This is a genomic window from Allobosea sp. GW821-FHT09G06 (assembly GCF_059416005.1).
The window spans coordinates 1,568,076-1,588,447 of the sequence record NZ_JBWKOI010000001.1; the positions used below are offsets into that span (position 1 = coordinate 1,568,076).

Consider the following 20,372-nt stretch of genomic DNA (forward strand, 5'->3'; position numbering starts at 1 on the left):
GTTTTGCAAGAAAATAAAAATCGTTTGACAGTTTGAAAGAAAAATTTCTTGATCTCCTGAAGCGCGGGAGTGCCGATGTCGCAGACGCTTCGCCAGAGATTGCAGGCTTGCCTTGCCAACGGCTCCAGGGCCGACAAGGCGCTGGCGAGCTATATGCTGGCGCAGATGGCGAGCCTGCCTTTCGAGACGGCTGCGAGCCTGGCCGAGAAGGTCTCGCTCAGCGAGCCGACGGTGGGGCGCTTCTGCCGGACGCTCGGCTACAAGAGCCTGAAGGACCTCAAGGCCAATCTCGCCGAGGAGATCGGCGACAGGCCCTGGCTGATCAGCGACCGCCTGCGCGATTTCCAGCAGCGCAGCCTCGCCGGCGACGATCAATTGGCGCGCAGCCTCCAGCTGGAGATCGCCGGGCTCGTGCGCATCTACGAACTTGCCCAGAGCGAAGAGTGGAGGCGCGTCGCCCGCCGGCTGGCGACGGCCTCGTCGGTTTACGTCACGGGTTTCCAGACCGAGCGCGGGCTCGCGCAGTACCTCGCCAACCAGCTGCAATATCTGCGCGACGGCGTGCATCTCGCCGATCTCGCCGCCGGGAATTTCTCGGACCTGCTGCTGTCGGGAGAGAAGGAGCGCTGCCTCGTGATCTTCGAGGCGCGGCGCTATTCGCGCATGGCCAAGGTGCTGGCCGAACAGGCGAAGGCGGCGGGCATCAAGACCACGCTCATCACCGATTCCTTCTGCGACTGGGGGCAGGGGCTCGTCGACGAGATGCTGGTCGTCTCGACCGAGTTCAACCTGTTCTGGGACTCGACCGCGCAGATGGCGAGCCTGAGCAACCTGCTGATCAACGCGGTCTTCGTCGAGCTTGGCCCGCAGGTCGAGGCGCGGCTGAACCGGATGGCCGAGCTTTACGGCCGCTTCACCGGCCATGTCGGGGACAGTTCCGGCCCGCTCGGCTGACGGCCGCGATCCAAAGCCTTTCGCAGCATCTCGAAACAAAAGGGGAAACGGGATGAAGACGATGATGAAGGGGAGCCTCCTGGCGCTGGGCCTGTCGGCGCTTGCCGCCACCACGGCGCTGGCGCAGGAAGCCACGTTCGTGATGACCGCGCGCCTTGTCGGCGCGCCGACCTACAACCCGATCAAGGCGACGAAGCTCAACACGGCGACGACGCTGATCTATGACCGGCTGGTGGTGCAGGATGCCGACCAGAGCTTCCACGGCCAGCTCGCGACCTCCTGGGAGTCGAGCCCGGACGGCAAGCTCTGGACGTTCAAGCTCAAGCCCGGCGTGAAGTTCCACAATGGCGAACCCTTCAACGCCAAGACGATCGAGTGGTGGGTGCCGCAGTTCAAGGGCACCGAGAACGCCTTCACCGTCGAGGCGATCGAGAAGGTCGAGGTCGTCGACGACCTGACCGTGCGCTTCCACATGAAGCATCCCGACCCGAACCTGCTGTTCAACCTCGCAAGCTCCTTCATGTGCGTGCCGGAGCCGAAATCCTATGAAGCGCTCGGCGACAAGTTCGGCGTGACCGAGGCGATCGGCACAGGCCCCTACAAGATGCAGCAGTTCACGGTGGGCCAGCAGACCGTGCTCGTCCGCAACGACGACTACAAATCGGCCTCCGCCCTGTCGAAGAACCAGGGGTCGGCCAAGTTCAAGAAGCTGACCTTCCGCGAGATCGGCGAGGAATCGACCGCCTACCTCGAACTCAAGACCGGCGGCGCCGATGTGCTCGTCAACGTGCCCACCGACTTCCTGCCGCGCATCCAGGCCGACAAGGCGGTGAAGCTTGTGACCATCCCCGGCAACGAGGTGGTCTATATGCCGATCAACACCAGCGTCGAGCCGTTCACCGACGTCAAGGTGCGCGAGGCGACCGCCTTCGCCGTCAACCAGAAGGAAATCCTGACCAGCCTCTATGGCGGCAACGGCGAGACCGCCGACACCTTTCTGATCTCCTCGCTCAAGGAGTCGCAGGTCGATCCCAAGTACAAGATCTCCTACGACCCCGAGCGCTCGAAGAAGGTGTTCGACGCGGCCGGCTGGAAGCCCGGCGCCGACGGCATCCGGGTCAAGGACGGCAAGCGCCTCGAGGTGAAGCTCTGGGCCCAGAACGGCACCGAGTTCAAGCGACTCGCCGAGATCGTCCAGGCGCAGCTCAAGGCCGTCGGCGTGCAGGCCGATATCAGCATCGTCGATGCCGGCTCGATCAATGCGCAGTACCGCAAGAAGACGGAGCACCAGCTCGCGGTGCGCGCCTATCAGTGGACCAATGCCGATATCGTCGACTGGTTCTTCGCGGCCAAGCGCGCGGGCTACCCCAATGTCTCGATGTTCAACGATCCCGAGGCGGAGAAGCTCAACGACATCGCCATGAACAAGTCGAAGACCTGGGACGAGCGTGTCGCGAACTTCACGAAGTACCATGAGTACGTGCTGTCGCAGTACCCGTTCGCGCCGATCTACCAGCCGGTGCAGAGCCTGGCCTATGGCAAGCGCGTCGTGATGCCCGAGAAGATTCGCGGCATCGGCTTCTCCAGCCAGTCGATGATCGACATCGCCCCGGCCAACTGAGCCGGGACGAACTTACGCGGGAGATCGATCCTTGCTGCGCTTCGCGATCCGGCGCCTCGCCATGCTGGTGCCGGTCTTCCTCGCCGTCTCGCTGGTGATCTTCATGATCATCCATCTCGTGCCGGGCGACCCCTTGGAGCATCTGATCCAGGTCGGCTCCTCGCCCGAGCAGCGGGCGCAGATGATCGCGCGCTACGGCCTGGACCAGCCGCTGCTGGTCCAGTACGGGCGCTGGCTCGCCAAGGTCGTCACCGGCGATTTCGGCGATGCCATCGTGATGCGCCAGCCGGTCTCCCAGCTCATCGCCGAGAACATGCCGCATAGCCTCGCGCTCGGCGGCACGGCGCTGATCTTCTCGACGGTGGTCGGGATCGTCACGGGCGTGCTCGCGGCCTCCTTCCGCGACAGCCTGTTCGACCGGGCGGTGATGGGCTTCATCCTGCTGGGATCGACGCTGCCGAGCTTCTGGCTCGCGCTGCTGATGATCCTGATGTTCGCCGTGCAGTTCGAGTGGTTCCCGGTCTCGGGCGCGCGGACATGGGATGCGCTGGTGCTGCCGGCGCTGACCATCGGCATCGGCGGCACGGCGCTGATCGCCCGCGTCACCCGCGCCGCCATGGTCGAAATCTCGCAGCGGGATTTCGTAAGGGTGCTGCAAGCCAAGGGCGTTCCGTTCTGGCGTATCCAGCTCCGCCATATCCTGCAGCAGGCGATGCTGCCGGTGATGACGATTTTGGGCCTGCGCATCGGCTGGATCCTGGGTGGCGCGGTCACGGTCGAGTATGTCTTCGCCCGGCCGGGGCTCGGCTCGCTGCTGATCACGGGCCTGGGCCAGCGTGATTACCCGCTGGTGCAGGGCTGCCTGCTGATGCTGGCGATCGCGGTGATGTTGGGCACGCTGATCGGCGATCTCGCCCAGGCGGCGCTCGATCCGCGGTTGCGTGAAGCGATGGGTGCCCGATGAGCCGCTCCTCTCTCGTCGGCCGGCTGGCTCGTTCGCCGCGCGGCACCATCTGCGCGCTGTTCCTGCTCGCGCTCGTGCTCTGCGCGATCTTCGCGCCCTGGATCGCGCCCTATGATTACGCCGCGCAGAAGCTATCCATGGCCAACACGCCTCCCTCGGCCGCGCATTGGCTCGGCACAGACGAGTTCGGGCGCGACCTGCTCTCGCGCATCATCCAGGGCGCACGGACCTCGCTCAGCGTCAGCGTGCTCTCGATCGCGCTCTCGGTGCTGATGGGCGCGACGCTCGGCGCCGCCGCCGGCTATTTCGGCGGCATCTTCGACAAGGTCGTCACCGTCTTCGTCGACCTGACCTGGTCCTTCCCCGAAATCCTGCTGGCGCTGATCCTGATCGCGATCCTGGGGCCCGGGCTGCATTCGACGGCGATCGCCATCGCGATCGCCTATCTCGCGCAATTCACCAGGCTGACGCGGGCGCAAGTGATGGCGCTGAAGGGCGAGCTCTTCGTCGATGCTGCGGTGACGGCGGGCGCCCGGCCGGGGCGTGTTCTCTTCCTGCATCTCCTGCCCAACGCGATGACGCCGGTCATCGTCGCCGGGATGCTGGCGACGGGCGATGCGATCGTGCTCGAGGCGACGCTCGGCTTCTTCGGGCTGGGCGCGCAGCCGCCCGTCCCGAGCTGGGGAGCGATGATGAGTTCCGGTACGGCGCAGATCTTCATCGCGCCCTGGATCATCATCTTCCCCGGCCTCGTCATCGCCACGGCCGTCATCGCCATCAACCTGTTCGGCGATGCGCTGATCGAGGCGCTCGATATCCGCCGCCCGCTGCGGGACGGCTGAACTCCCCCAAACAACTCGCGAAAGCAGCCAGAGGAACGCCATGAGCTTCACCGTCCTGACCGCCGAGTTCTCGCATGAGAGCAATACCTTCAGCCGCTGCCCGGCCGACTACGCCGCCTTCACCGATCGCGGCATCAAGCTCGGCGAGGACGCGATCGCCGCGCGGGCCGAGGCCAATACGCCGATCGCCGGCTTCCTCGATATCGGTCGCCCGGCGGGGTGGAACGTCATCCACGCGATCAGCGCTGCCGCCCAGCCCTCCGGCCCGGTGACGCGCGACGCTTTCGATCGGATCGCCGGCGTCATCGTCGAGGCCGCAAAGGCCCATGCGGGAAAGATCGACGGTGTGCTGCTCGGCCTGCACGGCGCCATGGTCACGGAGTTCTGCGAGGACGGGGAGGGCGAGTTGCTGGAGCGCGTCCGCGCCGTGCTTGGGCCTGACGTGCCGATCGGCATCACGCTCGATCCCCATGCCAATGTCACCCGCAAGATGACCGATCTCGCCGACATCGTCGTCTCCTACAAGACCTATCCGCATGTCGATATGCGCGAGATCGGCAAGCTCGCGGCAGGCATCATGCAGCGGACACTGAAAGGTGAGATCAAGCCGGTGACTTTGCGCGCCGAGCGGCCGATGCTGGAGGAGGTCAATGGCGGGCGCACCGACATCGGCCCGATGGTCGAGCGCATCGCCAAGGCCAAGGCCTATGAGAAGGAGGCCGGCGTCTTCGCCGTGAGCGTCAATGGCGGTTTCGGCAATGCCGATATCCGCGAGGTCGGGCCGACCGTGCTCGTCACCTGCGAAGGCGACCGCGAGCGGCACCAGGCCTTCGCCGAAGCGATGGTCGAGGACATGTGGCAGCGCCGTTTCGACGTGGTGACGCCGTTCCTTTCGGTCGAGGATGCGGTCAACGAGGCGAAGTCGTACGTCGCGACGAAGGGCCCGCTGATCATCGCCGATTACGCCGACAATCCCGGCGGCGGCGGTTATGGCGACGCGACCGGCCTGCTCAAGGGCATGATCGATGCCGATCTCAAGGACGCCTGTTTCGGGCCGATGGTCGATCCCGAGGTCGCGGCCGCGCTGCGCAAGGGCAAGCCGGGTTCGACCGTCTCGGTCAGGCTCGGCGGCAAGGTCGATCCCGAGATCGGCGGCGGGCCGCTGGAGCTTACCGGCACGCTCGTCAGTGTCAGCGACGGCGATTATACCGGCGATGGCCCGATGATCGGCGGCTTGCAGGCGAGCTGGGGCCCCTGCGCCGTGCTGCGCGTCGGCGATATCGAGATTCTCGTCACGACGATCCGCGCCCAGATGAACGACCTGCAGCAGTTCCGCGCGTTCGGCATCGACCCGGCGGCGAAGCGCGTCGTCGGCTTGAAGTCGATGCAGCATTTCCGCGCCGCCTTCGAGCCGATCGCCGGCAAGGTCACCGTCTGCGACAGCGGTGCGCTCTGCACGCCCGATCTTAGCAAGCTGCCCTATCGCCGCGTCCGCCGGCCGCTCTATCCGCTCGACAAGGTGGCGTGAGCCTGCAACGCGGGCGCTTCGTCCGGGGCGCCCGCCATCGGCCCATGCGGTGAACGCAATGCCGTGGCGCCGGCTTACGAAATTGTGCCCGTGCCGGTGATCCTCTAGAGCCTTCGACCGCGTCACGAGGCGGGAATCGGCCTGCCGGAGATGCCGCGGGACTTAGCCCAGATGACCGCCAGCGCGCCGACCGCCTCCCTGCCGCAACGGGCCATGATGCCGGTGCTGATCGCGCTCAGCGTGACGCATCTGCTCAACGACATGATCCAGTCGCTGATCCCGGCGATCTACCCGATCATCAAGGAAGCCTACCGGCTCGATTTCGGCCAGATCGGCCTGATCACGCTGACCTTCCAGGTCTCGGCCTCGCTGCTGCAGCCGGCGGTCGGGCTCTATACCGACAAGCACCCGATGCCCTATTCGATGGTGGTCGGCATGGGCTTCACGCTCTCGGGGCTGATCGGCCTCGCTTATGCCGGCAGCTACGGCTTCTTGCTGCTCTCGGCGGCTTGCGTCGGCATCGGCTCCTCGATCTTCCACCCGGAGGCGACGCGCATGGCGCGTAACGCGTCCGGCGGCCAGCATGGCCTGGCGCAGGGCATCTTCCAGGTTGGCGGCCAGACGGGCGGTGCGCTCGGGCCGCTTCTCGCCGCCTTCATCATCGTGCCACGCGGGCAGGGCAGCCTCGCCTGGTTCTCGGTCGCGGCGCTGGTCGCGATGATGCTGATGGTCTGGACGGCAGCAAGCTATGCGCGGCTCGACAGGGCGCGGCCGCCGAAGGCTGCGGCGGCGAGCGCGGCGCCGGCCCGTCCGGGCAAGCGTTCGGTCGCCTTCGCGATCACCATCCTGATCATCCTGCTGTTCTCGAAGAACGCCTATTCGGCGAGCTTCTCGTCGTTCTACACCTTCTATCTGATGGGCAAGTTCGGCATCTCGATCCAGAACTCGCAGGTGATGCTGTTCCTGTTCCTCGCCTCCTCAGCGGTCGGCGCACTCGGGGGCGGCATGCTGGGCGACCGGATCGGCCGCAACAAGATCATCTGGTTCTCGATCCTGGGCGCGCTGCCCTTCACGCTGATCCTGCCCTATGCCGACCTGTTCTGGACCGGCGTGCTGACGATCGTGATCAACCTGATCATGTCGAGCGCCTTCGCCGCGATCCTGATCTACGCGCTGGAGCTTTTGCCCGGCCGCGTCGGGTTGGTCGGCGGCTTCTTCTACGGGCTGTCCTTCGGGCTCGGCGGCCTCGCGGCGGCGCTGCTCGGCGAGTTCGCCGACATTCTCGGCATCGAGGCGGTCTACAAGATCTGCTCGTTCATCCCGCTGATGGGGCTACTCGCCTGGTTCCTGCCGCGCCTCAGCGAGGGGACGGGCGGCGCGAAGGTCGGGCATTAGCGCAACGCGCCGTCATGCTCGGGCTTGACCCGAGCATCTCTGGAGGGGGGCGCCCTATCCTGCGAGAGATTCTCGGGTCGAAGCCTTGCTTCGCCCGAGAATGACGCGTGTCATCAAAGCGCCAGCTTGCCAGCCTTGGCAGCGGCGTAGCGCTCGTTGACCTTCTTCCAGTCGACCACGTTCCACCAGCCCTTGAGATAGTCGGCGCGGCGGTTCTGGTACTTCAGGTAATAGGCGTGCTCCCAGACGTCGTTGCCGAGCAGGACCAGCTGCTTGTCCATGATCGGGCTGTCCTGGTTCGGCTTGCCGAGCAAAGCGAGCTTGCCGGCCTTGTCGACGGTGACGAAGACCCAGCCCGAACCGAAGACGCGCAGGCCTGCCGCCTCGAAATCGGCCTTGAACTTGTCGAAGCCGCCGAGATCGCGGGTGATCGCCTCTGCGACCTCGCCGGTCGGCGCGCCGCCGGCGCCCGGCGCCATGATCTCCCAGAACATGCTGTGGTTGGCATGGCCGCCGCCATTGTTGCGGACCAGGGTACGGATGCTCTCCGGGAGCTGGCCGAGATCGGCGATGAGCTCGGCGACCGAGGCCTTGGCGATGACGCCGTTGTCCTTGGCGGCATTGTTCAGCGCCGCGACATAGGCCGCGTGGTGCCGGTTGTAGTGGATGTCCATCGTCGCCGCGTCGATATGCGGCTCCAGTGCATTGGCCTCATAGGCGCGCTTCGGCAGCGAGAACGGGCCGGTCGGCGCTGCGGGGGCTGCGGCCTGCGCCCAAACCCGCGGCGCGGCGGCGACGACGAGCGCTGCGGCGCCCAGGCCGATCAGGCCACGGCGGGAGACGGCGGAAATGACGGTCATGGAATTCCTCCGGAAAGCGTTCGGGCGAGTTGGCTTCTGGCTCAACGCGCGTTGCCCGTTGCGGGTCCGCCGTCGATCGCTGCAGCTATAGCACGGACGCGCCTGGCCGTTGACCCTAGGGCAATATCGCAATCCCGGCGTGCACGCCGAAAGTGGTAAATCGCCGGAACGGGCTCTTAACCGGCGATTTACCGCGTTTCTCTACGGTTCCGAGAGAAATCCTCCCGGGTTGAAGGGGCGTCCCGCCATGCATGCACTGGCTCGCAAGCTCGATCTGCCCGTTGGCGCGATTGCAGCGGCGCCTGTTGACGAGCCGGCCGGGACGGGCGCCGAGCGCGCGGTGCGCGAGATCGCGGCCCGTTTCGGCAAGCTCAGCGCCGAGATCACGGATATCGCCGGGCGCGTCGGCGACGTCACGCAACAGTTCGACAAGCAGACGGCCGGCCTGCGCCGCGTGGTCGGCGCCGTCGAACAGGTGTCGCAGGCGAACAACGCGATCCGGCAGGCTGCCGAGGGCGCGCAGGCGGCGGCTTCCGGCGTCCGCACCGGGCTCGAACGCGTGACGACATCGGTCCGGCTCGGGCTCAACGCCGCGCAGGCGGATATCGCGACCCTGTCGCAGGAAGCGCAGTCGATGTCGCAGATCCTGGCGCAGGCCGTCGGGGACGCGCACAAGGCGCGGGCGTCGAGCGACGCGATCCAGTCGATCACCCGCGAGATCCAGCTCCTGTCGATCAATGCCGGCGTCGAGGCGGCCCGCAGCGGCGAGGCCGGCAAGGGCTTCGCCGTCATCGCCGCCGCCGTGAAGGCGCTGGCGGAACAGACCCGCGAGGCGACGGCGGCGAGTGCTGCCCAGCTCGACCTGCTCGTGAAGGCCGTCGACGCCGTCGCGCGCCGCAGCCAGGAGAATGCACAGACGGCACAGCGCGCCCAGGCGGGCAGCCAGACGATCTCGCAGCAGATCGGTGAGTTCGACAGCTTCGGCCGCTCGGTCGTCGAACTGATCGGCGAGATCGAGGCGGTGTCACGGCCGACGCGGGAGAATGCGGAAGCCTGCGCCAAGGCGGGGCACGATCTCGCCGCGCTTGTCGCCGGCGTCGATGCCTCCACGGACAATCTCCAGCAAGCCGGTCAGCGCACCGAGGCGCTGGTCGCGATCAGCGAGGGCATCCTCGGCTCGATCGCGGCATCCGGCGTGCGCACGGCACAGTCGGAGCTGATCGCGACGGTGATGGAGACGGCCGGCACGATCGGCGAGATGTTCGAGGCAGCGATCGAGCGCGGCGAGCTCACATTGGCCGACCTGTTCGACGAAGCCTATCGACCGATCCCGGGTTCGGACCCCGTCCAGCACATGACGCGCTTCGTGGCGCTCACCGACCGGTTGCTGCCGCCCTTGCAGGAAGAGCTCCTGACCTCGAACGGGCGGATCGTGTTCTGCGCTGCAGTGGACCGCAACGGCTTCCTGCCGACGCATAACCGCAAGTATGCGCAGCCCCAGGGCGGCGATCCCGTCTGGAACAACGCCAATTGCCGCAACCGTCGCATCTTCGACGATCGGACAGGACTTGCCGCCGCGCGCAACCGCAAGCCGTTCCTGCTGCAGAGCTACCGGCGCGACATGGGCGGCGGGCAGTTCCTCGTGATGGAAGACTTGTCGGCGCCGATCATGGTCAAGGGGCGGCATTGGGGCGGCTTCCGCTTCGGGCTCAAGGTCTAGCCGCCGGCCGTATGCAATTTGTCGAGTTGAGTAAGCGAGTTCCCGAGCCAGCGCCATGCATTTAGCGCCTTCCTTTCCCAACCTTTCGGTGCTGCTCATCGATCCGAGCCCGCATTATCGCCGGATCGTGCGCACCATGCTGTACCAGGCGCAGCTCAACCGCATCTTCGAGGCGTCGGACCTGTCCTCGGCTGCCTCGACCTTCATCCAGAAGCAGCCGAACATCGTCATCCTCGACTGGGACATGCCGGAAGGGAACAGCGTCAAGTGCCTGGCTGCGATCCGCTCCTTCAAGACCTCGCCCTTCGCCAAGGCGCCGGTGCTGGTCATGATGGAGCGGCCGGACCGGCGTTCGGTCGTCCAGGCGGCGAAGCTCGGCGCGCATGAGATCGTCACGAAGCCGATCTCGCCGAACAATCTCTGGCTTCATCTCTCGGGCGTCATCAACATGCCCCGGAAATACCGTGAGGCTGAAGGCAAGATCACGCTGGTGCCGCGCGCGATCAGCAACGCCATCTTCTGACGGTTGCCCCAAGGTTTTTCCCAACGAAACCGGGCCGCCCCGGCGCCAGGACTTCGCTCGTGCGCGCCGCCAAGAAAGTCCGGCTATCGCACCGAATCTCTTGCCCGCCATGTCGTATCGGCGCTGCGGCGCCCTTCTGGCGTAACCGATCAGGCCTTGCCACAACGCTGCCGTAGCCGGCGACAACCCCAGGTAGGCCGCAGCTGCCGCGAAAATGCCAAGAGTATTGATGCGGCTGAACATATTTAGCGAAGTTTTTACCAGTTTGACGCGATGCTCCTGACGCAATCCTGGGTCGCTCTTCATGGTCATCACCGTCTCGCTTCCCCCTTTCCTCGGCCGCACCGAGGCCGCGACGTTCCGCAACCAGCTCTTGGTGGCGCTGGAACAGCGGGAAAGCATCGCTGTCGAATGCGCCGAGGCCGGGCCGCTGCCCAGTCTCTGGATCCAGCTTCTCCACTCCGCAGCCACCAGCGCCGCCGCGCGGGGGCTTTCGGTCACGCTCAAGGCGGCTTCCGAGGAATGCCGCGAATCCTTGCGGGCGATCGGCTTCGACGCCGCTCACAGCGCTCTCGTTCTGGAGTGATCAGGTATGAAAATCCTGGCGATCGACGATACCAAGACCCTGCTCAGCCTGCTCAGCCTGACGCTCCGCAATGCCGGCCATGAAGTGGCGGAGGCCGAGAACGGCGAGGACGGACTGACCAAGTTCGACCAGTTCCGCCCCGATCTGGTGATCACCGACCTCAACATGCCGATCATGGACGGCATCGAATTCACGCGCGCCTGCCGCTCGCGTCCCGCCGGGCAGAACACGCCGATCATCGTGCTGACCACGGAGAACGGCGCCGAGATCAAGGCCGAGGGTCGCCGTGCCGGCGCCAGCGCCTGGATGGTCAAGCCTTTCGAACCCAACACGCTGCTCGGCCTCGTCGCGCGCTACCAGAACTGAAGGTCGGCCGATGGATCCGTTGGCAGAACTCAAGCAGACCTTCTTCCAGGAATGCGAGGAACTCCTCGGCGCGCTGGAGCTGAAGCTCCAGGCTCTCGACGAGGGTTCCACCGACCCTGAGGACGTCAATGCCGCTTTCCGTGCCATTCACTCGATCAAGGGTGGCGCGGGTGCCTTCGGCTGCACGGAGCTGGTCGGCTTCGCGCATGTCTTCGAGGCTTCGCTCGACCATCTGAGGTCAGGCCGCGTCGCCATCGAGGACGCGCCGTTCGCGCTGTTCCTGCGCTGCGCCGATGCCGTCGCCGATCTGGTCTCGGCCGCCCGCAACGACGAGCCCGCGACCGAGCGTCCGGACCTGCTGGCCGCGCTCGAGCAGGTCGGCAAGGAACCGCAGGCGCCCGTCGCCGCGCCGGCGGCTCCTGCCGCGCCCGCTCCGGAACCGGCCGCCCCCGCCGCCAACAACGATGCGCCCATCGGCATCGCCGCGCTCGGCAACCTGCTCGCCATGGTCGAGGCGAAGACGTCAGCTCCGGCGGCCGCCTCCGATGACGGCTGGGACGACGAGCCCGTCGCCGCCCCTGCGCGCGCCACCGGCAAGCCCGGCCGCGACGTCCATCTGCGCATCATGCCGGAGCCGGACCTGTTCCGCCGCGTGATCGAACCACGCGTCGTGCTGGGCTCCCTGCCGGCCGACGACATCGTTTCGATCCGCTGCGACCTGAGTCAGGTGCCGCCGCTCGAAAGCATCGACGTCAGCGATTGCTGGATGCGCTTCGACGTGGACCTGCGCACCGAACTCACGGTCGAGGATCTGCACGGCCGCTTCGATTTCAGCCTCGCGAACGAGGAATTCGAGATCAGCTTCCCGGAGCCGGCCGTGACTGAGGCTCCGCAGGTCGCTGAGGCTCCGGCCGCCCAGTCGGAAGTCTCCAGCGCGGTTGCTGCCGACCTCTCCGCGATCCTCGCCAAGCTCGGCGCCGCGCCGGAAGCAGCGAACGAGCCCGATATCCAGCCTGCGCCGGCCCCGGTCGCCGTAGCCGCTGCGGTTGTCGCCGCGGAGGCGCCCGCCGTCGCCCGCGCGGCGCCGCGTGCTCCGGCCGCCCCCGACAATTCGGCGCGCCAGCGTCAGGCCGTCAGCGTTCGCGTCGATCTCGACCGCATCGACAAGCTGATGAACCTCGTCGGCGAGATCGTCATCACGCAGTCCATGCTGGTCGAATGCGTCCGCTCGCTGCCATATGACGTCCACGCCAAGACCGCCGAGGGCATGCTGACGCTGTCGCGCCAGACCCGCGAATTGCAGGACCACGTCATGGCGGTCCGCGCGCAGCCGGTGAAGGCCGTGTTCCAGCGCATGCCGCGCCTGGTCCGCGAACTGGCCCAGACGCTCGGCAAGGAAGTGCGCCTTGTGCTCGAAGGCGAGAACACCGAGGTCGACAAGACGATCATCGAGGAACTCGCCGATCCGCTGACCCACATGATCCGCAACTCGATGGATCATGGGCTGGAGACGCCGGACGATCGCATCGAAGCCGGCAAGCCGCGCGAGGGCACGATCAAGCTGGTCGCCGAGCATCGTGCCGGCCGCATCGTCATCTCCGTCACCGATGACGGGCGCGGCATCGGCCGCGACCGGCTGCTCGCCAAGGCGCGCTCGCGTGGCCTTGTCGGCGCGGACGAGAAGCTCGCGCCGGAAGAGATCGATCAGCTCATCTTCGCCGCCGGCCTGTCGACTGCCGAGGTTGTCAGCGACGTCTCGGGGCGCGGTGTCGGCATGGACGTCGTGCGCCGGAACGTCGAATCGCTCGGTGGGCGCATCTCGGTCGACTCCGAGCCGGGCCGGGGCTGCAAGTTCACGCTCGCCCTGCCGCTGACGCTCGCGGTGCTCGAAGGCATGGTGATCCGCTGCGGCGACGACCGCTATGTCATCCCGATCGCCTCGGTGATCGAGACCCAGCACCTGGCTTCGACCCCGATCGAGCGCCTGCCCTTCGGCCAGGAAGTCCTGCGCTGGCGCGGTGAGGTCACTCCGCTTTATCGGCTGGGCGACGTGATGGGCTCGATGGGCACGACCAACGAGAACATCGTGATCATCGCCGAGAACGAGCGCGGCAACAATGTTGGCATCGCCGTCGACGAGATCGTCGGCCAGCAGCAGGTCGTCGTGAAGAGCCTCGAGGCGAATTACGGCGCGGTCAACGGCGCCTCGGCGGCGACGATCCTCGGCGACGGCCTCGTCGCCCTGATCCTGGATATCGACTCGATGCTACGGCTTGCCGCGTCCGGCAGCCGCCCCCCTCAATCTGACCTCAAGATGGCTGGATGACCATGACGCTCCAACTCGGCGAAAAGCACTTCTCGTCGGCGCAGCCTGAATCGGCCGCGCGCCGGATCGTAACCTTCAAGGTCGGCGACCGCACCTTCGGCATCGATGTCGGCATGGTCCGCGAGATCAAGGGCTGGCAGGCGACGACGCCGCTGCCGCATGCGGCCCCGCATGTGCGCGGCGTGCTCAACCTGCGCGGTGTCATCCTCGCGGTTTACGACCTGCGCACCGCGATCGGGCTCGGCGCCACCGAGGCGACAGCGACCCATGTCATCGTCGTCGTCGATGTCGAGGACAAGACCGCCGGCCTGCTGGTCGACTCGGTCTCCGATATCGTCGACGTGCCGGTCACCGCGGTGCGTCCGGCGCCGGACCTGGAGCGCGACGAGCATGGCCTGATCGAAGGCCTCGTTCTGCTCGACACCGACATCGTCGCGCTGCTCGACCTCGCGGCCGTGATCCGCGACGGCGGCGCCGAGGCCCTGATCAAGACCAGCCGGGCCGCCTGACCTTTTGAGACCAGCCCGAGCGTAGCGTTCAAGAAGCGGGCGAGAACAAGAAACGATCGAACCCCATGGGCAGCGCGCTCGGCCCCTTCTCACGTCTCTCGGTCAGCCAGCCGCTGCTCGCCGCCGGTTCGGCGGCGCTTGCCGGCAGCCTGGCATCCTATGCCGCCTTCGCCGGCGCGCCCGCCCTGGGCGCAGCCGCGGTCGCGACCGTCGCGCTGTTCGGCGGGGTCGCGGCCTGGGGCTCGACCCGTCCGCTTGCGCGGAGCGCCGCCGCTGCGGCCCGTCTGGCCGAGGGCGGCGACGTCACATTTCCCAACCTGTCCGGATCAGGCGAGGGGGCCGATCTGTCGCGCGCGCTCGCATCGATCCATGAGCAGGGCCAGGAAGCCGAGCGCCTGCGCGCCGCGCTCGACCATGGCCGCGCCAGCATCATGCTCTGTGACCCTGCCGGCCGCGTCGTCTATGTCAGCAAGGCGCTGCTGCGCTTCTTCGGCGAGGCGCAGGAGGATTTCCGCGCCGCCTTTCCGGGCTGTTCCGCCAAGGACATGCTGGGCCGTGTCATGGAGCGCGTGCAGGGTGAGCATCAACCGCTCAGCGGCCAGCCGGTGCGCCTGACGCTCGGCCGCCGCACGATCTGCCTGACCCTGACCGCCATGATGCGTGCCGACGGCCGCAGCTTCGGCACCGCCGTGGAATGGCGCGAGATGACCGGCGACCTCAAGCTCGCCGGTGAAATCGTGACACTCGTCGAGGCGGCCGAGGCCGGCGACTTTTCCCGCCGGCTGTCGTCGGAAGGCCAGCCGCTGCCGCTCGGCCATGCGGTCAAGGGCCTGAACCGGATCAACGCGCTGCTCGAGGGCACGTTCGACCAGATGGCCGATGCCGTCTCCGGCATGGCGGAGGGCGATCTGAACCGGCGCATCCCGGTGACCCACCAGGGCAGCCTCGGCCAGCTTCAGGACAGCCTCAACGAGACGCTTGAACGGTTCGGGACGACATTCGAGACAATCCGCGCGACCGCCGGCCGGGTTTCGCAGGCCGCGGCCGAGGTCGATGCCGCGACCACGGAGCTTGCAGCCGGCGCCGGACGGGCTGCAACCGATCTCGGAGAGGCTTCGGCCGCTGCCGAACAGGTGACCGCCTCGGTCGGGCGCAGCAGCATCCGCACCCGCGAGGCCGGCGAACTCGCTGGCGAGACGATGAGCGTCGCGCAGCAGGGACAGGGCGTCGTCACGCGGGCGATCGGCGCGATCGAGCGTATCGAAAGCTCGTCGCTGAAGATTTCCGAGATTGTCGGCGTGATCGACGAAATCGCCTTCCAGACCAACCTTCTGGCGCTCAACGCCGCGGTCGAGGCGGCGCGTGCGGGCGATGCCGGCAAGGGCTTTGCCGTGGTTGCGTCCGAAGTGCGCTCGCTGGCGCAGCGCTCGGCGCAGGCGGCCAAGGACATCAAGGGGCTGATCGCCTCGTCGAACGGGCAGGTCGCGGAGGGCGTCGGCTTCGTCCGGGAGACCGGCACGGCACTGGAGCGCATCGTCGCCGCGGCGGGCAAGGTTTCCGCGACGGTTTCCGAGATCGCCACCGCGACGGCCGAGCAGGCCGGGGGGGCGGGTGAGATGGGCCGCAGCGTCGCCAAGATGGACAAGGGCATCAGGCAGAACAGCGATCTCGCCGAACGCAGCGCCGAGGCCGCGGCCGAGCTCGCCGACCAGGCGGCCGCGCTGCACGCCCATATCGAGGCACTCGGCGGCCACCACACCTTGCACGGCGTTCCGGCTTCGGCCCGGCGCAACGTCGCGCCCGTTACGGCACAGGTGCCGCCGCGGACCGTGCAACAGACACAGCATCGCCGCGTCGCCGCTGGCGGCCGGATGGGGATTTGAGAGATGAACAGACCTGCCTCGTCCAATCCCTTTGCGCTGGCCCAGCCCGCGATGGCCGACGTGACCCTGACCCGCGACGACATGAAGTTCATCGCGACGCTGGTCTATGAGCAGGCCGGCATCGTCATCCGCGAGCACAAGGAAGCGATGACGCGCGGCCGCCTGGCACGGCGCGTCAAGGCGCTCGGCCTGAACTCGGTCGCGGAATACTGCGCCTTCCTCAAGACGCCGCAGGCGGCGGGCGAATTGCCCGAACTCATCAACGCGGTGACCACCAACCACACCGCCTTCTTTCGCGAGCGCCACCATTTCGACCATCTGCGCAAGGACGTGATGCCACGCCTGCTGCAGGAGCGTTCCGGCCGCCGCGGCCGCATTCGGATCTGGTCGGCGGCCTGCTCCTCCGGCGAGGAGCCCTATTCGATCGCCGCCTCCTGCCGCGACGTGGTGGGGCCGCGCAGCGACCTCGACTTCAAGATCCTGGCGACCGATATCGATACCGACATCCTGACGCGGGCCGAGGCCGGCATCTATCCGGCGGAGCTGTTCGAGCGCCTGCCGTCCGATGTGAAGCCGATGCTCAAGCTCGAAGGCGGGGCAGGGCGGGGCGAGGCTCGCATCGCCGAGGACCTGCGCCGCATGATCTCCTTCAAGCGGCTCAACCTGATCGAGAAATGGCCGATGAGCGGCCCGTTCGACGTGATCTTCTGCCGCAACGTCTTCATCTATTTCGATACGCAGACCAAGGCCTCGATCCTCGACCGTTTCGTGGCGCTGCTGGCGCCCGGCGGCTTCCTCTATCTCGGGCATTCGGAATCGCTGCCGCAACCGCATCCGAACCTGCGCCTGATCGGCCGCACCATCTACGAGAGGACTGCATGAGCGTCTCCCGGTCCTCCCGCCGCTATTTCGACCCGCGTTTCCAGGCGACGATCATCACTGTGGCGCCGGGCGAGCACGAGATTACCTCCGCCAAGGACGAGATCGTCGCCACCGTCCTCGGCTCCTGCGTCTCGGTCTGCATGCGCGATCCCGTCGCCGGGGTCGGCGGCCTCAACCATTTCCTGCTGCCGAAGAACAATGGCGGCTCGGATTCGAGCGCCGGCGAGCGCTATGGCGACACCGCCATGGAAGTGCTGATCAATGACCTGTTGAAGCGCGGCGCCAAGAGGAGCAATTTCGAGGCGAAGGTCTTCGGCGGGGCGCGCGTGCTCTCGGGCGCCACGATGCTTGCGATCGGCGACGGCAATATCGCTTTCGTCAACGAATTCCTGAAGGTCGAGGGCATCCCGGTGGTGTCGCGGGATGTCGGCGGCACGCGTTCGCGGCGTATCCATTACCAGCCCTCGACGGGCCGGGCCTGGGTGCAGCATGTCCAGCCCACCGCGCGCGACAGCAGCCACGAGCAGGAAATCGCCTATCTCAACCGGCTCAAGACGCAGCCGGTGGCCGGTGAAGTGGAGGTCTGGTGATGGTTGTCGCGACGTCTTCCGCCGCTCCGGTCAAGGTCCTCGTCGTCGACGATTCCGTGCTGATGCAGAAGCTGATGACGCAGATCATCAATTCTGCGCCGGGCTTCGAGGTGATCGGCATCGCCGGCAGCGCCGAGGAGGGCTGGGACGCCATCCAGGAGCTCAGGCCCGATGTCGTGACGCTCGACCTCGAATTGCCGGGCCGGCACGGCTTAAAGCTTCTGGCGCGCGTCCTCAAGCAGGACCCGCTGCCGGTGCTGATCGTCTCGGCCTTCGGCGGGCCGGGCGCCGACAACACCATCCAGGCACTGGAGCTGGGCGCGATCGACTTCATCGAGAAGCCCGATGGGACGACCCATACGCTCGACGGCTTCATGAAGCATCTCGTCGCGGCTTTGCAGCGCGCCGCAGCCAGCCGCAAGATGCTCGCCGCCGCAAGGCAGATGACGCAGATGGCCGCCGCTGCGCCGGCCCGTCCGGCAGTGGCCCCGCCACGGGAGCCGGCGCGCAGCGGCAAGACCTCGCTGATCGCGATCGGCGCCTCGACCGGCGGCGTGCCGGCCGTGCAGACGGTGATGCGGGACCTCGCCCATCTCAGGCTGCCGATCGTCGTCGTGCAGCACATGCCGCCGGGCTATACGGCGAAGTTCGCGGCCCGGCTTGCGACCGCGACCGGCCTCGACGTCCGCGAAGCCGCCGACGGCGACAGGCTGCGGCCCGGCATGGCCGTGGTGGCACCGGGCGGCCCGCGCCATCTCGAGATCGAGGAGCGCCGCGGCGAGTTCGTCTGCGTGCTGCGCGAGGGACCGCTGGTCAGCGGCCATTCGCCCTCCGTCGACGTGATGTTCCACTCCGTGGCACGCAGCGTCGGCAGCCATGCGGTGGGCATCCTGCTCACCGGCATGGGGCGTGACGGTGCTGACGGTTTGTTAGCCATGCGCAAAGCCGGCGCCGAGACGTTAATCCAAAGCGGGGAGACCTGCGTGGTAAACGGGATGCCGAAAGCGGCTTTCGAGATCGGAGCCGCCGACAGGGTCGTCCCGCTCACCCAGATCGGTGGAGCAGTCGGGCAGCTGGTCGGCGAGCGGCCGAATCTACGCACCGCGTAAGGAGCAAAGTGATGTCAAAGGCCAGAAGCGAATACCGCATCCTGGTGGTCGACGACCAGAAGAGCATGCGCGGCCTGGCGACCTATTTCCTCAAGCAGATCGAGTTTCAGGACATCGACGAGGCGGAGAACGCCCGCGAGGCCCTGATGAAGATGCAGACCAAGCGCTACGACCTGCTGCTGCTCGACTGGAACATGGACGGCATGAGCGGCATCGACCTCTTGCGCGCCATCCGCTCGGTGCCGGAACTGAACCAGATCAAGATCATCATGGCGACCTCCGAGCGCTCGGTCGACAAGATGGACGAGGCGACCAGCAACGGCGCCGATCATTACGTCGTGAAGCCCTACGAGCTGCGCGATCTCGAAGTGCGGGTGAAGAAGGTTCTCGCCTGCTGAAAGTTGCCTGCGGAGACCTATCGGTCTCGCCATCGTGAAGCGAAGCCTCGCGCCGGCCGGCTGCGGGGCTTTTTGCTTTGGGGCATGATGCCGCCCGTTCGGCTGTCGAACCGGAGAGAAACCATGCTGCCGTCGCGCCGTCAGATTGTCGCCGGGATCGCCGGAGCCGTCGTGACGGGGATCGCGTCGCGCGCAGCTGTGGCGCAGGCCCTGACGGGCGCCCATGCATTCGGTTTCGACAAGCCGGGCGGCGGACGGATGCCGCTCGCCGATTACCGCGGCCGGCCGATCCTCGTCGTCAACACGGCGACGCGCTGCGGCTATGCCGGGCAGATGGCGACGCTGGAACAGCTCTGGCAGCGCTATCAGGCGCGCGGCCTGATGCTCGTCGCCGTGCCGAGCAATGATTTCGGCGGACAGGAGCCGCTCGAAGGCGCTGCCATCGCCGAGGCCGCGCGGCAGAGCCATGGCGCGACCTACGCCTTCGTCGAGAAGTCCGTCGTGCGCGGCCCGGAGGCGCATCCGTTCTATCGCTGGGCCGCTTCGGAGAAGCCGGCGGACACACCGCGCTGGAACTTCCACAAGTATCTGATCGGCCGCGACGGCGCGCTGCTTGGCGGCTTTCCGTCCGGGACGGACCCTCTCTCACCGCAGCTCGTGCAGGCGATCGGCCGGGAGCTGGCGGCGGGCTGAGCCTCTTCGCGCCTATCTCACTTCTTCGGCCGGAACGCCGCGATCACCGCCGGGTCGGTTTCGAGCCAGGGCCCTTCGATCAGGTCGATGCAATAGGGGATCGCCGGCATCACCGCGTCCAGGCATTCGGCGATGGCACGGGGGCGGCCGGGCAGGTTGACGATCAGCGACTTGCCCCGGATGCCAGCGGTCTGGCGCGAGAGGATCGCGGTCGGCACCTTGGCGAGGCTGACCTGGCGCATCAATTCGCCGAAGCCCGGCATCGGCTTCTCGATGACATCCTCGGTCGCTTCCGGCGTGACGTCGCGCGGTGCCGGACCGGTGCCGCCGGTGGTGACGATCAGGCAGCAGCCCTCCTTGTCGGCGAGGTCGCGCAGCGTCTGCGCGATCGTGGCGCGATCGTCGGGGATGACCCGCGCGACGGCCTCCCAGGGCGAGATCAGGACCTTCCTGAAATAGGTCTCGATCGCCGGCCCGCCTTCGTCCGCATAGATGCCGGCCGAGGCGCGGTCGGAGACCGTGACGATTCCAATCCGGGCGGTCGCGCTCATCGGCTTTCTCCTGCGGGTGGCTTGCTGTATCGGCGGGCCGGATGGACGGTCAAGCCGGCCTCGCCAGCACCG

The 20,372-nt window shown here is 67.0% G+C and carries 20 protein-coding genes; 18 read left to right on the forward strand and 2 right to left on the reverse strand.

What is annotated here, in order from left to right; genetic code table 11:
* The first annotated feature begins 75 nt into the window (after positions 1–75).
* The 6 genes from AC07NY_RS07705 to AC07NY_RS07730 all read left to right on the forward strand — a co-directional run bounded on the left by AC07NY_RS07705 (position 76) and on the right by AC07NY_RS07730 (position 7,304).
* Complete coding sequence (locus tag AC07NY_RS07705; protein ID WP_492288252.1) at positions 76–954, forward strand: MurR/RpiR family transcriptional regulator; 879 nt, start codon at positions 76–78, stop codon at positions 952–954.
* Positions 955–1,015: 61 nt separating this feature from the next.
* Positions 1,016–2,575 carry an ABC transporter substrate-binding protein gene (locus tag AC07NY_RS07710; RefSeq protein ID WP_494582995.1) on the forward strand — a complete coding sequence of 520 codons (1,560 nt, stop codon included), beginning with the start codon at positions 1,016–1,018 and terminating at the stop codon, positions 2,573–2,575.
* Positions 2,576–2,606: 31 nt separating this feature from the next.
* The gene (locus AC07NY_RS07715) at positions 2,607–3,539 is read left to right on the forward strand and encodes an ABC transporter permease (RefSeq protein WP_293809060.1); all 933 of its coding nucleotides are present in this window, start codon (positions 2,607–2,609) and stop codon (positions 3,537–3,539) included.
* Positions 3,536–4,381, forward strand: coding sequence for an ABC transporter permease (locus AC07NY_RS07720; protein ID WP_494582997.1), 846 nt, complete (start codon positions 3,536–3,538; stop codon positions 4,379–4,381). The genes AC07NY_RS07715 and AC07NY_RS07720 overlap by 4 nt, the downstream gene beginning before the upstream one ends.
* A 40-nt stretch (positions 4,382–4,421) precedes the next feature.
* Positions 4,422–5,909, forward strand: a complete 1,488-nt coding sequence (locus AC07NY_RS07725) for a M81 family metallopeptidase (protein ID WP_494582998.1) — start codon at positions 4,422–4,424, stop codon at positions 5,907–5,909.
* A 171-nt stretch (positions 5,910–6,080) separates the two neighbouring features.
* Positions 6,081–7,304, forward strand: a complete 1,224-nt coding sequence (locus tag AC07NY_RS07730) for an MFS transporter (RefSeq protein ID WP_494583000.1) — start codon at positions 6,081–6,083, stop codon at positions 7,302–7,304.
* A gap of 113 nt (positions 7,305–7,417) precedes the next feature.
* Here AC07NY_RS07730 and AC07NY_RS07735 read toward each other — a convergent pair whose 3' ends face one another.
* Positions 7,418–8,155, reverse strand: a complete 738-nt coding sequence (locus tag AC07NY_RS07735; RefSeq protein ID WP_494583701.1) for a superoxide dismutase — start codon at positions 8,153–8,155, stop codon at positions 7,418–7,420.
* 256 nt (positions 8,156–8,411) lie between these two features.
* On the opposite strand from AC07NY_RS07735, the gene AC07NY_RS07740 reads away from it, so the two are divergent.
* The 12 genes from AC07NY_RS07740 (at position 8,412) to AC07NY_RS07795 (ending at position 19,749) form a co-directional block, all read left to right on the forward strand.
* Positions 8,412–9,884, forward strand: coding sequence for a methyl-accepting chemotaxis protein (locus AC07NY_RS07740; RefSeq protein WP_494583001.1), 1,473 nt, complete (start codon positions 8,412–8,414; stop codon positions 9,882–9,884).
* 55 nt (positions 9,885–9,939) lie between these two features.
* Positions 9,940–10,407 (forward strand): response regulator, encoded by a 468-nt coding sequence (locus tag AC07NY_RS07745; protein WP_265055593.1) that lies wholly within the window; start codon positions 9,940–9,942, stop codon positions 10,405–10,407.
* Between the two features lie 304 nt (positions 10,408–10,711).
* Positions 10,712–10,993: an STAS domain-containing protein gene (locus tag AC07NY_RS07750; RefSeq protein ID WP_257731517.1), complete on the forward strand. Its 282-nt coding sequence runs from the start codon at positions 10,712–10,714 to the stop codon at positions 10,991–10,993.
* A 6-nt stretch (positions 10,994–10,999) separates the two neighbouring features.
* A complete protein-coding gene (locus tag AC07NY_RS07755) occupies positions 11,000–11,359 on the forward strand; it encodes a response regulator (protein ID WP_257731518.1) in 360 nt (119 codons plus the stop codon).
* Positions 11,360–11,378: 19 nt separating this feature from the next.
* Positions 11,379–13,685: a chemotaxis protein CheA gene (locus AC07NY_RS07760; protein WP_494583003.1), complete on the forward strand. Its 2,307-nt coding sequence runs from the start codon at positions 11,379–11,381 to the stop codon at positions 13,683–13,685.
* Positions 13,682–14,194, forward strand: a complete 513-nt coding sequence (locus tag AC07NY_RS07765) for a chemotaxis protein CheW (RefSeq protein WP_492288260.1) — start codon at positions 13,682–13,684, stop codon at positions 14,192–14,194. The genes AC07NY_RS07760 and AC07NY_RS07765 overlap by 4 nt, the downstream gene beginning before the upstream one ends.
* A gap of 65 nt (positions 14,195–14,259) precedes the next feature.
* Positions 14,260–16,077, forward strand: coding sequence for a methyl-accepting chemotaxis protein (locus AC07NY_RS07770; protein ID WP_494583005.1), 1,818 nt, complete (start codon positions 14,260–14,262; stop codon positions 16,075–16,077).
* A 3-nt stretch (positions 16,078–16,080) separates the two neighbouring features.
* On the forward strand, positions 16,081–16,959 hold the full coding sequence (locus AC07NY_RS07775; RefSeq protein WP_494583007.1) for a CheR family methyltransferase: 879 nt from the start codon (positions 16,081–16,083) through the stop codon (positions 16,957–16,959).
* Positions 16,956–17,549, forward strand: a complete 594-nt coding sequence (locus tag AC07NY_RS07780) for a chemoreceptor glutamine deamidase CheD (RefSeq protein WP_492288263.1) — start codon at positions 16,956–16,958, stop codon at positions 17,547–17,549. Before AC07NY_RS07775 ends, AC07NY_RS07780 begins: the two co-directional genes overlap by 4 nt.
* Entirely contained in the window at positions 17,549–18,658 is a 1,110-nt protein-coding gene (gene cheB / locus AC07NY_RS07785; protein WP_492288264.1) for a chemotaxis-specific protein-glutamate methyltransferase CheB, read from the forward strand. The genes AC07NY_RS07780 and cheB overlap by 1 nt, the downstream gene beginning before the upstream one ends.
* Before the next feature lie 11 nt (positions 18,659–18,669).
* A complete protein-coding gene (locus AC07NY_RS07790) occupies positions 18,670–19,056 on the forward strand; it encodes a response regulator (protein WP_047578914.1) in 387 nt (128 codons plus the stop codon).
* 123 nt (positions 19,057–19,179) lie between these two features.
* Positions 19,180–19,749, forward strand: coding sequence for a glutathione peroxidase (locus AC07NY_RS07795; RefSeq protein WP_494583009.1), 570 nt, complete (start codon positions 19,180–19,182; stop codon positions 19,747–19,749).
* Between the two features lie 17 nt (positions 19,750–19,766).
* Here AC07NY_RS07795 and mog read toward each other — a convergent pair whose 3' ends face one another.
* The gene (gene mog, locus AC07NY_RS07800) at positions 19,767–20,300 is read right to left on the reverse strand and encodes a molybdopterin adenylyltransferase (RefSeq protein ID WP_494583011.1); all 534 of its coding nucleotides are present in this window, start codon (positions 20,298–20,300) and stop codon (positions 19,767–19,769) included.
* Between the last annotated feature and the right edge of the window lie 72 nt (positions 20,301–20,372).

Excerpts from the sequence above, each read along its gene's own strand:
- AC07NY_RS07705 (WP_492288252.1), top strand. The coding sequence starts at position 76 with ATGTCGCAGACGCTTCGCCAGAGATTGCAGGCTTGCCTTGCCAACGGC.
- AC07NY_RS07710 (WP_494582995.1), top strand. The coding sequence starts at position 1,016 with ATGATGAAGGGGAGCCTCCTGGCGCTGGGCCTGTCGGCGCTTGCCGCC.
- AC07NY_RS07720 (WP_494582997.1), top strand. The coding sequence starts at position 3,536 with ATGAGCCGCTCCTCTCTCGTCGGCCGGCTGGCTCGTTCGCCGCGCGGC.
- AC07NY_RS07725 (WP_494582998.1), top strand. The coding sequence starts at position 4,422 with ATGAGCTTCACCGTCCTGACCGCCGAGTTCTCGCATGAGAGCAATACC.
- AC07NY_RS07730 (WP_494583000.1), top strand. The coding sequence starts at position 6,081 with ATGACCGCCAGCGCGCCGACCGCCTCCCTGCCGCAACGGGCCATGATG.
- AC07NY_RS07740 (WP_494583001.1), top strand. The coding sequence starts at position 8,412 with ATGCATGCACTGGCTCGCAAGCTCGATCTGCCCGTTGGCGCGATTGCA.
- AC07NY_RS07745 (WP_265055593.1), top strand. The coding sequence starts at position 9,940 with ATGCATTTAGCGCCTTCCTTTCCCAACCTTTCGGTGCTGCTCATCGAT.
- AC07NY_RS07750 (WP_257731517.1), top strand. The coding sequence starts at position 10,712 with ATGGTCATCACCGTCTCGCTTCCCCCTTTCCTCGGCCGCACCGAGGCC.
- AC07NY_RS07755 (WP_257731518.1), top strand. The coding sequence starts at position 11,000 with ATGAAAATCCTGGCGATCGACGATACCAAGACCCTGCTCAGCCTGCTC.
- AC07NY_RS07765 (WP_492288260.1), top strand. The coding sequence starts at position 13,682 with ATGACCATGACGCTCCAACTCGGCGAAAAGCACTTCTCGTCGGCGCAG.
- AC07NY_RS07770 (WP_494583005.1), top strand. The coding sequence starts at position 14,260 with ATGGGCAGCGCGCTCGGCCCCTTCTCACGTCTCTCGGTCAGCCAGCCG.
- AC07NY_RS07775 (WP_494583007.1), top strand. The coding sequence starts at position 16,081 with ATGAACAGACCTGCCTCGTCCAATCCCTTTGCGCTGGCCCAGCCCGCG.
- AC07NY_RS07780 (WP_492288263.1), top strand. The coding sequence starts at position 16,956 with ATGAGCGTCTCCCGGTCCTCCCGCCGCTATTTCGACCCGCGTTTCCAG.
- cheB (WP_492288264.1), top strand. The coding sequence starts at position 17,549 with ATGGTTGTCGCGACGTCTTCCGCCGCTCCGGTCAAGGTCCTCGTCGTC.
- AC07NY_RS07790 (WP_047578914.1), top strand. The coding sequence starts at position 18,670 with ATGTCAAAGGCCAGAAGCGAATACCGCATCCTGGTGGTCGACGACCAG.
- AC07NY_RS07795 (WP_494583009.1), top strand. The coding sequence starts at position 19,180 with ATGCTGCCGTCGCGCCGTCAGATTGTCGCCGGGATCGCCGGAGCCGTC.
- mog (WP_494583011.1), bottom strand. The coding sequence starts at position 20,300 with ATGAGCGCGACCGCCCGGATTGGAATCGTCACGGTCTCCGACCGCGCC.